The 16099-nt window shown below is 34.4% G+C and carries 10 protein-coding genes and 1 pseudogene; all 11 read right to left on the bottom strand.

Features of this window, described 5'->3' with window-relative positions; genetic code table 11:
* Window positions 1-33 precede the first annotated feature (33 nt).
* The 11 genes and pseudogenes from bsdcttw_RS07260 to bsdcttw_RS07205 all read right to left on the bottom strand — a co-directional run bounded on the left by bsdcttw_RS07260 (window position 34) and on the right by bsdcttw_RS07205 (window position 16084).
* Window positions 34-2484, bottom strand: coding sequence for a hypothetical protein (locus bsdcttw_RS07260; RefSeq protein WP_185258713.1), 2451 nt, complete (start codon window positions 2482-2484; stop codon window positions 34-36).
* 111 nt (window positions 2485-2595) lie between these two features.
* Window positions 2596-9021 (bottom strand): helicase-related protein, encoded by a 6426-nt coding sequence (locus tag bsdcttw_RS25610; RefSeq protein WP_230989131.1) that lies wholly within the window; start codon window positions 9019-9021, stop codon window positions 2596-2598.
* Window positions 9022-9426: 405 nt separating this feature from the next.
* Complete coding sequence (locus bsdcttw_RS07245; RefSeq protein WP_185258710.1) at window positions 9427-9612, bottom strand: hypothetical protein; 186 nt, start codon at window positions 9610-9612, stop codon at window positions 9427-9429.
* A 173-nt stretch (window positions 9613-9785) separates the two neighbouring features.
* Window positions 9786-10796: a ParB N-terminal domain-containing protein gene (locus tag bsdcttw_RS07240; protein WP_185258709.1), complete on the bottom strand. Its 1011-nt coding sequence runs from the start codon at window positions 10794-10796 to the stop codon at window positions 9786-9788.
* Window positions 10783-11571: a ParA family protein gene (locus bsdcttw_RS07235; protein WP_185258708.1), complete on the bottom strand. Its 789-nt coding sequence runs from the start codon at window positions 11569-11571 to the stop codon at window positions 10783-10785. The genes bsdcttw_RS07240 and bsdcttw_RS07235 overlap by 14 nt, the downstream gene beginning before the upstream one ends.
* A 181-nt stretch (window positions 11572-11752) precedes the next feature.
* Entirely contained in the window at window positions 11753-12115 is a 363-nt protein-coding gene (locus tag bsdcttw_RS07230) for a DUF5412 domain-containing protein (protein ID WP_185258707.1), read from the bottom strand.
* 67 nt (window positions 12116-12182) lie between these two features.
* On the bottom strand, window positions 12183-13064 hold the full coding sequence (locus bsdcttw_RS07225; protein ID WP_185258706.1) for a polymorphic toxin type 44 domain-containing protein: 882 nt from the start codon (window positions 13062-13064) through the stop codon (window positions 12183-12185).
* A 405-nt stretch (window positions 13065-13469) separates the two neighbouring features.
* Window positions 13470-13901: pseudogene (locus tag bsdcttw_RS07220) on the bottom strand (ABC transporter substrate-binding protein); the annotation flags it as partial.
* A gap of 190 nt (window positions 13902-14091) precedes the next feature.
* On the bottom strand, window positions 14092-14400 hold the full coding sequence (locus bsdcttw_RS07215) for a hypothetical protein (protein ID WP_185258704.1): 309 nt from the start codon (window positions 14398-14400) through the stop codon (window positions 14092-14094).
* Between the two features lie 167 nt (window positions 14401-14567).
* Window positions 14568-15101, bottom strand: a complete 534-nt coding sequence (locus bsdcttw_RS07210) for a hypothetical protein (RefSeq protein WP_185258703.1) — start codon at window positions 15099-15101, stop codon at window positions 14568-14570.
* A gap of 437 nt (window positions 15102-15538) precedes the next feature.
* Window positions 15539-16084: a ferritin family protein gene (locus tag bsdcttw_RS07205; protein ID WP_225903813.1), complete on the bottom strand. Its 546-nt coding sequence runs from the start codon at window positions 16082-16084 to the stop codon at window positions 15539-15541.
* Window positions 16085-16099: the final 15 nt, after the last annotated feature.

Below are 16099 nucleotides of genomic sequence, written 5' to 3'. Positions count from 1 at the left end.
ATTACCCTAACCTTAAGTATATTTTTGAGATTATTACTGTTCGACCATAAGTTCTTGTACTATCTTTTCTTGATATATCTCTTCCGTTTGCATTGAAGATATAATAGCAGCACTCAGTTCCTTGCCAAAAGTTGGTGACACTGTACTTATAATTATTCCTGCTTTTTCTTCATAAGTCATATCTGAATTATTATAAAGCTCGACTACTTTATTACGAAACTCTTTATAATTTTCTAAAGACATTTGCATACCTGTCTCCTCAAATCGTATAAAACCGCTGGCCTCATTAGGCACATCTGCAAACAGTGTCTTTGAATGGTCCTGAGATTTCAAAAATTCTGAGATATCACTTACCACATCGCTTGTGTTTTTATACACTTTCTTTATGCCAGTTTCGCTATTATTTATAAAGTTAACTTTATCAGCTTCTTTGGTAGGATCCAAATCCAGGAATGGTTGAAGTTTTTCATGCATATTAGTTAACAACGACCTTTCCTGATCATTTAGAAGCATCTCCTCTACTGATTGTTTGGGCAGCTCTGGAATAAAGTCATCAGGCGATAAACGACTTATTAATTTTTCAGTTGTTCCGTCACCGAAAACTCTTTCAATTGTACGATCAAGTATAGATTTCTTAACCTCCGAGGGCATCGTTGAATTATTGACTATAGAATTTGTAAATTCCATTATGTTATCGTTATAATCAATTTCATTCTGATAAAATTGCTCAACATAATCTTCTTCCAACCTCTCTAGTGCCGCTTGCTTAAGCGCTTCTTCTTGTTTTTCATCAACTAAGGAGTTTATAGCTTCTTCAAGTGCCTGACTCTTTTCAATGTCGGATTTTTTTGTAATATCATTTTCATTGACCTGATTCGATACCGTCCTTAGAGCGGAAATAATAGCATCTTTTTTCTCTTCCAAGGGTAGATTCTGAATCTCATCTGCAATAGCTTCATAAATACTTTCAATAGCATTTTTAACTTCATTGATGGCCACTTTTTCAACATTTGTATTTGGAGCTAGTTCAGAAGGGCCATTAATCTCACTTCCTGGTACTTGGTTATTCCTGCCAAGACTTTGATCATGAATAACTTTATCTTTAAATATAGAGATAAGACTATCAAAGAAATTTCTAAGCTGAATCTTTATTGCTTCCACGATATGATTAACCATAATAGTCATTCTAATAGAGTGAATATCTTTAGCTGAATAACTGCCATTTCCCAAATTTCTCATTTGAACCATGCCATCTTGAAGTCCAAGCCTCATTTCTTTCATAACTTCAGAATCAAGTCCTTCTTTAGCAAAAGTAGCAACTTCTTCAGGCATCAAGCCATTTTGTTTCCCAAGTCGTATCTCTTTAGCTTGTTCAGCAGAATAAATAAATTTATTCTCGTCATTCTTAAAAACACTTAAGTCCACTCCGTTTTCAGCTGCTAAACGTATTTCTTTCATATAATCAGCTGTAAGAGATGGATCATTAAAGTCCTCCGGGTTTATGCCATTCTGTTTTGCAATACGAAGTTGTCTCATCTGGCTCGGTGATAGATTTGGGTTGTCAAATGCAGATACATCAATGTTTCTACGATATCCGGATAGAAGCTCTGACAGCTGCTCTTTGGTCATTGTTTTGCGAATCCTGGAGTGTTGTAAATTTTGACTAGTTTCTGGCTCATTTTCAGTAATAATAGGTTTATCATTTAGATCTTCAGATTTTGATTCACTTAGTTCAACCGGTTCATCAGGAGCTTCTACTATTTCTTTTTCCGTACTATTACCTGAAATTTCTCCTGTGTCTGCATAAGCTGTGAGTGATTCAATTGCTTTTTCCCTACTTATGTTCTGGATTCTTTCAGCAAATTTGATTGAATCACCATCATGTACGAACTTTGAATTCCAATCCCATTTATTGCTTGAATTATAAATCAGCAAACCTTCAAATCTGGGATCTTTTATTATCGAAATTTTACCTCTGTTTATCTCTTCAACCGGCAGCCCCAAAGCCCTGGCATAATCAGATATACTTATGTTTCTAACTTTATGCTTCTCTACATTATTCAAATTTCTGCTTTCTGTTGATTGTACATTGGCAACTAAAGGTTCCTGATTGTTAATTGCATACATTTTTTCATATGCAGCATTGTATTCACTGGATGAGAGGTAATCCCCTCTTTCTTCTACCAATTTGTCAATCGCTTCTCTCCATTCGATGTTTTCCATCTTTGCAACAAATCGAATGGTATTGCCATAGGTCTTTATCTCTTCCTCTCCATTGGATGAGGACCATGAGTTATTATCTTTGAAAACCGTTAACAAATTACCACCAGCCGCTTCTATCCTGGCAATACTGCTGTCTTCGTACAGGATATTCATTTCGTTTTTGTTTGCATAATCAAGTATACTTATACTATTTGCAACTTCAACTTTTGCATCCTCCCTTCCTTTTTGATTTTGCTTGACCTTTGTACCCGTTTCGGCCATAAGTCTTCCTCCTTTTTAAATAAAAAAAGAACAGTTTATACTGTTCGTCTTAGGGTTACCAGATTTAATATGATCAATATAATACTCCATCTATTATCCTCACTTGAATTTCTATCGCTCCATATCCATTTCATCCTCAATTATGTAGGTACTCATAATTTCCTTGATAGTCAAGCTACTATTCTCTCTTTCCATATCTATATCATCATCTGCCAATACCTCATCATTCTTATCCAGTTCAAGCAACTGGTTTAGTTCTGTCTGGCGCTTGATTTTTTGCGTCAGCTCATCCTCATAAGGAAAAGTTTTGTCACAATTTTTCTGAGCTTCTAACAGATTATCTTGGGCAATACTTAAATTCATTTTAAAGATTTCAAGTTTATCTTCTAGTCCATTTAAAAGATTATCAAGGCGATATATATTACCAACACCACTGGTGCCTAAATCTTGCGTATATGTACGGTTGCCTTCAACGAGGATATTACTTCTATTCTGCGTATTTTCAGTTGATATTGAAAGCAAGCGAAAACCACGATAAGTACCAATTTCTTTTGGTATTTCATTCATGCCCATAATAGCAATTATAGTTTCACCTGCTCTGGCTCTTTCAGTAAATACAGCATTTAAAAGATTTATTTTAAAGCTATCTTCTCCTATTGGATAAGAATCTCTGAGCTTAATATCTTTTTCTGTGGCTTGTATTTTTGCCTTATAATCCGCAATCTGTTCAGGGTATATCCTGTGATATCCTTCCTCGTATTTGTATTTTTCATTCAAAAATCCCGCCTTTAACATCTTAAGTCTAGCAACCTCTGTATCTATGTCCATCTTTTCTTTAATATAAGGGTTACCGGTTGCCAAGGCTTTTACCTCTGCGTAAGACAAAACCGTTTCATCGATATCTTCACAAGTACGATCAACCATCTTATTGGACATAAGCTGTGAAATAAATTTCTGTTTCTGTTCCACCAATTGCCAGTTATACGAATCAAATGTGTCTTTTGTCACGTAACGATACATTGCTACTTCATCATTCATATTTCCCTGGCGTAGAGAGCGCCCGGAACGTTGCTCCAGGTCGCTTGGCCTCCAAGGGCAATCAAGGTCATGTGACGCTACTATCCTATCCTGTACGTTTACCCCTGTTCCCATCTTTGGTGTACTGGCAACGATAACTCTTTCTTTACCATTTCGTAAATATTCAAAAAGCTTTTCCCTTTGTTTATCTGTTTTTGCATCATGTATAAAACATATCTCTTGTTCTGGTATGCCTAGACGAATAAGTTCTTCTTTAATATAAGTATAGATAGACCATCTCTTGTTCTTATTAGGTGTTCCTACATCACAAAAAATAATCTGAGTACCTTTTATCTTCGAACTTTTAAGATATTCTTCATATACAATTGCCGTACATTGGTTTACCTTGCTATCAGGATCATTTGGTGCATTTGGGTCAAGCAATCTGGGATCTGTTCCAAGCAGCCTCGCTTCATTCGTTACCTTTAGCATATTATCAACATACGGCTTTACTGCACCGTTCCTGATATCTTCTGCTCTTTCTGCAAAGCCTGTCATCGCTTTCCGGATATATTCAGATGGTTCAGAAACTATAACTTTGTATTTACCATCCCTCAGTTTTGGTACTGGTAAATTGAGCATTTCAGGTAGCTGAATATCTGCTATCTCTCGGAACATTGTCAATAGCTCCGGCACATTTGTAAATTTAGCAAATCTGTTTTTAAAGCGGTAACCTGTACCCTCTGGTGCTAATTCCAAAGAAGATATTACCTCGCCAAAATTTGCGGCCCAAGCATCAAAATTATCAATTCCTTTTTCTATTAATCTTTCATTTTGTAAGTAACGTTGTATGACATACAATTCAGTCATAGAATTTGATATCGGGGTTGCTGTTGCAAAAACTACCCCTCTTCCATTATTAATTTCTTTAATGTAATGACACTTCATTAACATATCCGTTGACTTCTTAGCCTTACTGGTAGATATTCCTGCCACATTACGCATTTTAGAGAAAACTGGACAATTTTTATAATAATGTGCTTCATCCACAAATAGAGCATCAATACCCAAATCCTCAAAAAATATTGTATTGTCACGTTCACTGTTTCGTAAGGACAATAGTTCAGTTTCTAGGCTCTTCTTAAATTTTTCCATCTGCTTGATGGACCAATTCTCTCCATTTTCTTCATGAATTCTTTCTATAGCAGCCTGAGCTTGTTTTATCTGTCCCTCCAGCATAGCCTGTTCCCGTTCTGGTGAGATTGGGATTTTTTCAAATTGTGTATACCCAAGTATTACAGCATCATAATCACCTGTAGCTATTTTATTGATGAATGTTTTACGATTCAACGGCTCAAAATCATCCGCTGAAGCTACTAATATATTAGCTGCCGGATAAAGCTTTATAAAATCATTTCCAATTTGCATCGTCAGGTGTTTAGGCACACAAAACATACACTTACTGGCAAGACCTACCCTCTTAAGTTCCATGGCACTTGCTATCATTTCAAAGGTTTTGCCGGCTCCAACACAATGAGCTAATAAGGCATTCCCACCATATAAAACCCTAGCAACGGCATTTTTCTGATAGGGTTCCAATATAATTGCCGGGTTCATACCTGGGAATTGCAGATGTGATCCATCATACTCTCGAAGTCTGATATTATTAAATAAATCATTGTATTTTCTAACATACTTTTCACGTCTGTTTATATCAGACCAAAACCACTCTTGAAATTTATCTTTTATGATGCCTTGTTTCTCTCTTGCTAAAATTGTTTCAGCTTTATTGACAACATAATAGAAATTACCATCTTCATTTACCAACCGGTCCTTAACTACAACTGTCTTTAAATTTAGGCTATCTTCTATAATCATATAAGCATTCATACGACTGGTGCCATAGGTTTCCGATGCTCTAATACGGCTGGTAACATCATAAACTTTATTTGTCACAGAATACGCATAAGTGAAACTATTGTAATGAATTGCAGTTACCCTTTGTCCATTCTTTCCGCCCTTTAACCGATAATTATCCGGTGTTTCCAGAAGTTGATACATGAACAGATTAAGATCTTCTTCTTCAATCCAGGTTGTCCCCAACCGGACAGCAATTTCACCTGCCTTTAGGTCTTCTGGCTGCACATTATTCAAAGCTTCTACATTAATTTCAAATACCTTATCATTTTTAGCAAATAGTTCAGCCAGTTTAAGTTTTGCCCGAACATTTCCTGATAAGTATTCATCTGCCGTTTCATAACCAGCATATGGATTTTCCTTATCTTGCTTCTCTGGATTAAGAAAAATTTGTCCAGTTAGATCAATTATAACCTGATCTTCTGTAATACCTGCTAATCCTGCAATATATGGTATATCTACTTTTCCTTTTTCCGTAAGTGATACCATCAAACCTTCTCTGGCTGTCTCTACAAACTCTATTGATTTGTAAGGCTTGATTGTCCTTTTATTAAAGATATCAGCTTTTTCAACTTTATTCTGCTTATTCACATATTCAAGAGAAAGTAGTAATGGATAGTCAGCATCCAACTTAAAGAGCGTATTATTTTTATGGCCTAATACCCCATATTTTTTTACAAAGGTATTATATTGACTATCAAGTTGTTTTTGCAGATTAGAAAGCTCCTCATCAGAACAGTTCTGAAGCTGAGCTTCTATAATTTCTCTGGCTACTATCCTTAGATTTATAAGTCCCATCATCTGCTCTCTTTTTACATCAGATAGAGATATTTCTTTCATAACCGAACTTTCACGGTAATAAATCCTGTTATCAAAAATAGTATAACAGTAGTTTTTAACCTTCGGATCAGCTGGTATTAAGTCTGCTGATACTTCTTCTTTTTCCATAATTACATCGTTCAGATTTTTTATTTTACCCTTAATACTGTGAATAGCTGCCATGAAGTCTTCCTGTAAATGTTCAGTATTCTCATGAATAAGTGTTGTGTAATTACTATCTTCTCCAAACATCCTATTGTCAAAAACCATTTTGCCTAACATCATTTCCGGATGCTCCAAATAATACAGGTTAACTGGTACTTTATCATTCGTAAGTCCTGTAAATACCCAAGACGGTTCCATGACCTGATGTCTTTCTCTTTTCTGCAGGAAAAGTATATCACTGGTTACATCCGTATTTGCTTCTTTAAAGATGTTGTTTGGTAGCCTGATAGCGCCAATCAGATCAGCTCGTTCTGCCAGATATCTACGAAAGGATGGATTTGCTTTATCGAGTGTACCTTTACTCGATATCAAAACAATCAATCCACCAACTCTCACATTGTCCAATGATTTTGCAAAATAATAATCATGGATATGAAAGTTGTATTTGCTATAGTTCTTGTCAAAGACCTTAAAGTCACCAAATGGTACATTACTTATTACCAAATCAAAAAAGTTACCAGGAAGCTTTGATTGTTCATACCCACAAATTTGGATATTTGCTTTCTGATATAATTGTTTTGCAATCCTTCCAGTAAGGCTATCTAATTCAACTCCGTATAACCTAGACTTAACTTCTAGCTCATCAGAGATATGGGAAAAGAACCTTCCGGTGCCAAGAGCCGGCTCTAATATGTTACCTCCCTTAAACCCTAATTGATCTAATGCTTGATATATGCCTTTAATAATCTCTGGTGGAGTGTAAAAGGCTGTTGTTGTAGAAGCTCTTGCACTCTTATATTCCAGATCTGTCAGCAGTTCCTTTAGTGCAAAATACTCATTTGTCCATGTAGTATTTTTCTCATCAAAGGCTGCTGAAAGGCCACCCCATCCAACATAACGATTTAATATAATCTGTTCATCTATTGTGGCAAGGCGCTGTTCATTCTCAATCTCTTTTAAGAGCATTATAGCCGCTACGTTATTAAGGAATTTCTTTTTAGGCCCACCATCACTTGTATCTTCATGATACTTATAATTAATTAGATCGGTGTTATAAATTGGCTGTAGTGTTTTAAGCTGTTTATTTTCGTTCTCTAAATTGTCGACTTCATTATTACTGGTCTTATCAGCAAGAATAGGTACTATGTATTTATCAGCAAGAATCATCTTTTCTAAGATGCTTTCTAATTTGCTCCAATGTATAATTTCATTACTAAACCTTGAATTTTCATACCATGTTACTTTAATACCCATATTATTTATAGTCTGAATACCAATAAACCCTTTAGACCCGTTTTCATCATAAAAGTCAGTTTTCTCATAAGCTTTCTTTAGATATCCTACTTTATCTGTATAAACAGATCCGTTGTTGTAAAGTTGTAATATACCTGACTGACTGCCTTCAAAACCGGTTCCATAATTAATTACATTGATAAGTATTTCATCTGGTAGCATAGCCTGTCCAAAACTTCTACTAACTAAAAAAGAAGAAACCGAATTAGTTTCTTCTTCAATATCTGTATTAAGTTCTTCCAGATTAAGTTTTAATTGTACACTATCTCCTGAAGGACGATTTCCTCGGCTTGATCGTGGATTCTCTGCCTGTGACGATAGGCTTCCATGGTATCCGACGGATTCTTTATGGGTTTTTCCTTCATCATTTGCTCCTGGAGCTGTTCCATCATCTGTTCGGCCCTTTCCTGTATCTTTAACATGGTTTCTACCATTATTCCGTCTACTAGAAGTTGTTGTAATTCTACTGGCTTTTCTTCCTCCCAATACTTCATTGCCAGATTGCCATACTTGGTTAGCTGATTCAGACTCGCTTGATTGTTCTTCTCCTCTTCCACTACTCCGAACCAGAGACCCTCTCTCTCCTCGTATTCCATCTCCATCCCATTTTGTAAGGTTTCGATTTTCCTGTTGTTGACCATTCTGCTTCTCCTTCCTCATTTCTAATACAATATCTTTGCTGGCTAAAAGAATCTCCCTAGCAGTTTTTACGGTATAATAACCAACGGTTCCAATATTCTCAGGTTTAATTTCACCATCATTATGTACCTCAATTCGTGGATCCTGATTTTGATATCTATATTGTACCATGTAATCCACACTGTTAATAATAAAATCTGATAACAAGGCACTTTTTACTTCTAGCTGTTTAGCTTTAGTATAGGCCTGTCTTAGCTGCTCTACAACCATTTGATGACGTATATCATCGGCTGACTGGATATAATCATCAAGATAATGCTGGTTTCTCTTCATAAACTGGTAATTGAATTTCTCAAACTCTTCTTTTGTAATGGCCCAGTCCTTCAGCTTTGGGTTACCTTGCAACTGAGATGCATCAAAAAAATGTGCTACCCCATTATTATTCTTAATCATTACCGGAATACTTTTTTCATTCATTCTGACTTGTTTTCCGATTGCCTTCCAGTCATCATAGGAAGCAAGCTGGGTTAATTGTGGATTCTGAGCATAGGCTGTAACAAGAGTTGCAAAGTCGTATTTGTACATATTTCCAGCATATTGAAGAAAAGCTTTCCACTTATCTGTATCTTCAAGCATTTCTTGTACTGTCTGGTAATATAGCTGTCTTAAATTTTCTAGTTTACTCATATGTCACCTCTCTTAATTGGGATTCCTCCTTTTATAAATCTTCACTGACTTTAAAAACTTATAAAAAAAGAAATAGCATTATACTAATCCGTGTTCGTTTCTGTCATTCCTTCTCGATTCGTTGTTGCTTTTCAAAATTAGCAAATAATAAAACAAAACCACAAACAGAACATATCTGAACTAAATCTTCACATCTTCTGTTATGTGTATCGTGATATGAAGAAATACCAGAAATTTGTTCTTCTTGGGTTTCAATAAAGATATTATTAAATATTTCTCTAAGTTTTTAAACAATTTTCCTCCTTTAAACTAACTCCTTTCTACCGGCGGCTTAACCGCCGGATAAGTTGGTCATTTCATGGCAACAGTTGTGATATGTATATCCAGAAAAAAGATGCTAACAGGTTAATATATTGCATTTAACAATAAAATGAAAAACCAAATAATATCAAAAATAAAAGCAGCAACCATAAATAGCACAATCCAAATACTACGCTTATATTTGGTTGGATTCACCAAAAGAATTAATACTAAAACTGCACAAGTTCCAAAGAATCCAATTCCTGCAACTTCATCATAAATGTACCGCATTATCATTCCCCCGAATAGACCTTAATTATATAGCCCTAAGAATAACCTTCCATTAAATCACTACTTGTGGACATGATGTCCATAAGTTTCATCCTATTTCTAATTCATCTTCTAAGTCAAACATAGATATTTGACCCGACTCTTTTTCATTCCGCCACCTGACTTTCTGCTAATTACTTATTTTGTGAAAAATATAATTCCAAAGCTTTGTCAATAATACTTTCAACTTCTTCAGTTGATTGATTATTGTTGAAGTACTTTTTAACAATATTAGGCTTTACCTTCACTGCCTTAAATCCTGATTTCTCTTGTTTTACATTACTTTCAACTAATATTTTTTTAATAGCAGCTTCATCAAGCTTTCCAGCTTCTTCTGCTTCCCTTAATGCTGAAGCTATATCTGGCGTAATTTTTATTTTGCTATTATTCAATATATCAATTAGATAAAGTTGATTTTCTTCTGTTAGATGAGATAACTGAACTCCAGCTGTAAAGCTAATCATTTTATTGTCAATAAATTTTTTCATTTCATCACAAAGCATATTTATTCTTATATATCTGGCTATCGTCCTGCCATCCAGATTGTATTCTTCCCCTACCTGATCTCTTGAATTGGACTTGTGGACATCATGTCCACAAGTCTCTTCTTCATCTTCTCTATTTGATTCAAGCAACTCTTTAACTTGATTAATAATATCCGTTCTTCTTCCTTGAGATTTTAATGATTTATAGTGCTCGTCAATTACTAATGCCCTTTCAGAATAACTTAAATCTGTGAATGATCTTTGTAATAGATTTGTTTCAATAACAACTAACTTCGCTTCCTCATCAGAAAGACCTTTCATTATAACAATAGGTACTTCCTCTAATCCGGCGGTTATTGCAGCATTCCATCGATTGTGTCCGGCTAAGATTTCAAACTTATTTGTTTCAATATTATAATCTTTAAATTGAACAGAATCACTTATGTATGCTCTTACTATGATAGGCTGCAGTATACCAAACTCTTTAACACTACGCACCATTTCATCAAACTTTCGTCCTGTATAAAGCTTAAACGGATGCTTATTAAAAGGTACAAGGGATTTAGTTGAAGCTTTCATAACCTTGCCCTTTTCATCGTTATTTGTCTCTTTTAATTCACCAAATAGAACATCTAGTGCGGTTAGTTTATTGTCCGACATAATTTATGACCTCCTTGGCTAATTCCAAGTATGCTATCGCTACGGGATTCTCAGGGGTAAAATCTATAATACTAAGCCCTTGATCATCAGATTCACCAACTTTTACAGAGGACGGGATTTTAGTTTCAAATATATTAATACCGGAACCATAAGATTCATTTATATTTCTAAATGTCTTTTTAGATATATTAGTTAATCCGTTAAATTTAGTAAGTAATATACCCTTAATATATAATTTAGTATTAATTCTTTTTAATATTCTAATGAAAGTCCGTAAAAACAATTCTAAACCTTTTGAAGCCAAGTAATTGCTATCAACAGGAATAATAACACTGTCACAAGCTGCCAGAGCATTAATAACCAACATCCCTAAAGAAGGGTTACAATCAATAAGAATATAATCATAATCCCCTCTTAAATCATCAAGTATACTTTTTAGTATATATTCTCGTTCCAAGATACCTACTAACTTCATTTCGGTTGAAGATAATACAATATTGCTCAACAATATGTCAAAATGAGCGGTATGTTTAATGTACTCTTCCTTATCTGGTAACTCCTTCATTTCAATGGCCCTATCCATAAGGTCACCTATCGTAAATTGTTCACTGTCAGTATTCGTATAACCTAATGATGTCGAGAGACTGAACTGAGGATCAAAATCGACTTCTAATACCTTCTTTCCATTTTCAGATAAAGCTCTTCCTAAATTTTTAGTTGTGGTAGTCTTACCCGCTCCACCTTTCTGATTTGCTACAGCGATGATTTCACACATAATTATATCTCTCCTTTTATTTGATTTGACTCATCTCCTTACATATGTATAAGGTGGTGTTGCGCAACACCACCTTATTAGGAGAGAGTATATTCCCCGTCGTGCCGATAGGACAGCAATAAAAAAAGATATTGAAAAGTAATATATACTTTCAATATCTTTAAATTATTAAAATAAGTCTTTAGTTTTCTCTTCTCCAATCATATACTTCTTTTTCAACATTCAAAAGGTGTCCGTTTATTACAACTGTATCTTTATCCTTCCATTCGACTTTAGCTTCAGTTTCTCTATAATTCCAGTATATGGTTTTGGGTTTCTTATTCCTTAAATTGTAATTCAATTCACCTCGTATACAATACGCAACCGTAGCACCACCATTGACCAAATAAGCTTTTAATGTATATTCACCATCTGGTGATACTATCTCCGATATAAGATCTCCTTTTGGAAGTCTATTCATATCATAGAATGCCCAGTATATACCATAAAACACTAGTACACTAATGAGTAATAAAATCAATCCAATTCTTAAAGGTTTTTTCATGATAATCCACTCCATAAAATAAAATATATGAAAAGTATAGTTACATTTAATCTATGTAATATTTATTTTAGTAAAATATTCCGTAACCTACATCAATGTTAGCGTTACTGTATCCATCACTAATGGCTGCTGAATCTCTAGGGTCATCAAAATAGCTACTTACAAATGACCAATCTGATGTTCCAGAAACTATTTGATAAAGACCTGCACCAAATTGAAGATACGACAGAGCAAATCCACAATGCTCCCCCATATAACCAAAATGATGATTTCCGATGTACTCACCAGTTCTGTTGTTATTTAACAACATATAGTAATTATTTAAACCAAGGTATTGTTTTAAGTCCCATGGGCCTCCTGTTTTTACATTCATTATAAATATCGCGTTTCTATAAGCTACTGCAGTGCCACCATTATGAAGAGCTAAAAGATAAAGATAGTCATCATATATTTTATCTGCAACTTTTACATTATCAACATAATAAGCAGCTACTCTCATATCTGTATTATATATCACAGCCATAGGTATATTTAATTCCGCTTCCTTTTGACTTATTTGTTCCAATTTTGTATTGGCTAATTCAGAAAAATACTGAGCTTCTCTATATCTATACACAATAGCTTTAGCTAAAATAAGTTTGTTTTCATTTGTCAACCCATCGATATTACTTAAACTATCATATTGCTGCTTTTCTAAGCTATCCAAAAAGTTATAGGTGGAACCTGTGATATTATTAGTTGCTTTTTTTGAAATACTAAGTTCACTCTTTACTTCATCCGTCATACGTTCAAACAATGCGTCACTGCTTAAGGGCTGTTCTTCTTGTAAGTACATATTTTGATTTGTAAGTGATGTATGCCCATCTAAATTATCGGCTAACACATTTGGTCCGCTAAATATAAACATACCGAAACTACCTATCAATAAAAACACTTTAAGTTTTGTCATATCATCATACTCCTTTTTGCTTGTAATGTAAGATATACTTTTCAAAAGTATTATACCATTTTTATACATTATTTACTATATATTGTTATATTGTTTATAAAATCGTAAGATTTAGTCTGATATATCAGTTTTAAATGTATAGATTGTCACATACATATGTTATAAGAAACTACTAAAATAGTCAATGGACACATATGTCTACTAAAATAAAAAAGAGATTGCTTCTTTCAATCCCTTTTATATAGCACTGTGGCCATTTCTTATACTTGATATCGCACGATTTGATACACAAAATCTTTGATATCACACTTTAATTAATATATTGAAAGTTATTAAGTCTTGTAATCTTATTAACCCAATTACAAATTAAAACAATAGACTCATAATTTACATTATGCTTTGGCGCCCCCCTGCACGGCCGCCTACAACCGTTTTACCTTTCAGATTATCCCAGGCAAAAGTTTCGTTCTTATCCCTGGTTACTAAGAAATTCCCAGCACGCTGAGTTAACTGGGCAAAGTTCACTACATAATCTTCTTTTCCTTCATTATATACGTAAACTGTTGCCTCCGGACCCATAAAACCAATATCTGCATCTCCGCTGAGGACAGCTGTCATCGTCTTGTCGGCGCCAAGTCCGTTTACAAGTGCCAAATCAATACCTTCGTCCTTAAAATATCCCAGTTCAATTGCCGCATATTGAGGAGCATAGAAAATGGAATGAGCTACTTCGTTTAATTGTACCTTGGTCATACTACCATCATTCTTAGCACAGCCGGGTAAAAATACCGCTACAAGCAGAATGACTGCCAGTACTGCGATTCCCTTTCTCTTCATTGCATCTCTCCTTGTAACTTAAGCTTACAATATGTATATTTTTACAAGAATGATTTTGTGCATGTCTATGCCAGATTTACTTCATCATTTATAAGTTCAAACAATACATCACTGCTTAATGGTTGTTCTTCTTGGTAAGTATTTTGAGTTGTAAGTGCTGTAGGCTCATCTAAATTCTGCAAATTATAAATTACTTCCCTAGAAATTCATCGAGCAATTTAAAAAACAAATCAAATGCTTCGTTTTCTGAAGATGAATGAAATTCAATGATATTGTCCCATGATTGCGAAAAAGTTATCTGATACTTTTTAGCCACAAAATCTTGAAAAGAACCATTAGTAAACCAATTTGTACTTCCTTCAATTTCTTTGTTCGTACCTTCTCGTCCAATCAAAAATCCCAATATAAAGTTTGATAAATGAGTGAGGTTTCTTCTGTTACCAAAATATAATACAGGTTTGTTACGTATTTTATATAAAAATTCAATTAAATCATTCATAAACATCCTCCAATATGCATTGTGCTCTGATGCCCGTAGCACGCTGAGTTATCAGCGCAAAGTTCATCACATAGTCATCTTTTCCTCTATAATATATATGTAAACTGCTGCTTCTGGTCCCATAAAATCGATATCTGTGCCAAACTAGCTTTCATAAATTTTGCTATTTAATTTTTATTTAAATCTTTCATTTCACCTTTTAACATAATCTTTAATACATCACGCCATACCTCAGCATTTGTAGTATACTCATTGTCTTTTCTCAAATCCGGATTATACGAAAGCTCAGTATATTCTGCGACTTTTACTTCATTATTAGTTGAAAACTCCAGGAATCTTTTTGCCCCGTCTTTATAAGCAAAAGTAAGACTAATACCATTGTCGCTTGAGCCAGTTTTTTCGGGCTCCTCAGCTTCCATCTCATCTTTTGAATCAGTGTCATACTCCGTATATTCTGTACTCTTAAGTAGTTTCATAAGTTCATTTATTTGTTTTTCAGTCTTTAATGTATATTGAATATCAATACGCATAGTTATTATCGACTCTATATCTTCTATATCTATAAATAAATTATTTATATCTGATTTAGATTCCTCTGTATTATTCTTATTCGTATCTTCTATTTCAGTTTTCTTGCTACTACAAGCGAATAAACTCATCATGATTAAGAAACAAGATAAGGATATTAATAATTTTTTCATAGATACCTCCAGACTATTTTTATCATATATTAAACTTTGGGTAATAAATTGAAGAGTACTGATACAAAAGATAAGTTGAAATCTGAGGAGACCGAAAAAACTTGCTCAAGGGGTAATATCCTTTAATTTCCATATATTAGATTCAAAAGTATCATTAACATAAAGAAATGACACACCATCATAACCAACCAAATAATCTGTTAAATAATCTTGAAACACCATCAAATTAGAATTTTTTTACATCACCTAATATACTTTACATTTAACTGCCAAAATAGTCAATAGATACATGCGTCTATTGACTATTTTAGTAGTTGTTCGTTTTATTCAGTATAACATACTCTCAACATTACTGATTATCCGCTAATTTAATTTCTGAAACAATTCACACTGCACTCTTTGCCTAAATAATACATGCATTCAAAGGTCTATATATTCTAGCTTGTGCAGCCATTTTTGGAATAAAGATAGCTGTAAAGAATTCCATGTCTTATCTCGTCCGTTATGATTTCAATCATCATATTAATATGCTCGGGATATTGCATAGCATAGAGAATTTTACGATACTTCTGTACAGCATTCTGCTCTCCCATAAGCGCATGGGACAGACCATCGCAATAACTCTCCGGAGGAACGAACTGTTCACCAGGGGTCGGCTGGGGCATTATACCGGTTAACTCATAGAACAGCTGTTTAAATAATGCAAAGTGGCCGATTTCATCATCACGGATTCCGGATATGATCTGTCTGTCATCCTCTGAATCTGCCTGCCCGATGAGCCAGGTATAAAATGCTCTGTCCTCGGTTTCACCGGAAAGTGCATGTTCGATCAAATCCAGTGCATTCGTGAAATTTTGCGGATAAGTAAATTTATCGCCGGGCTGAGGCTGCTGTACTGTCATTGATTCATCCACCCTTTGCATATAAGGGGTGGTATACCCATAATTATAGGAATCAAAATTACCGTTTTTATTATAATTCAAAGTTTTTCTCCTGAA

The sequence above is a fragment of the Anaerocolumna chitinilytica genome, assembly GCF_014218355.1.
GTDB lineage: Bacteria > Bacillota > Clostridia > Lachnospirales > Lachnospiraceae > Anaerocolumna > Anaerocolumna chitinilytica.
This window is presented reverse-complemented; position numbering and strand designations above follow the sequence as displayed.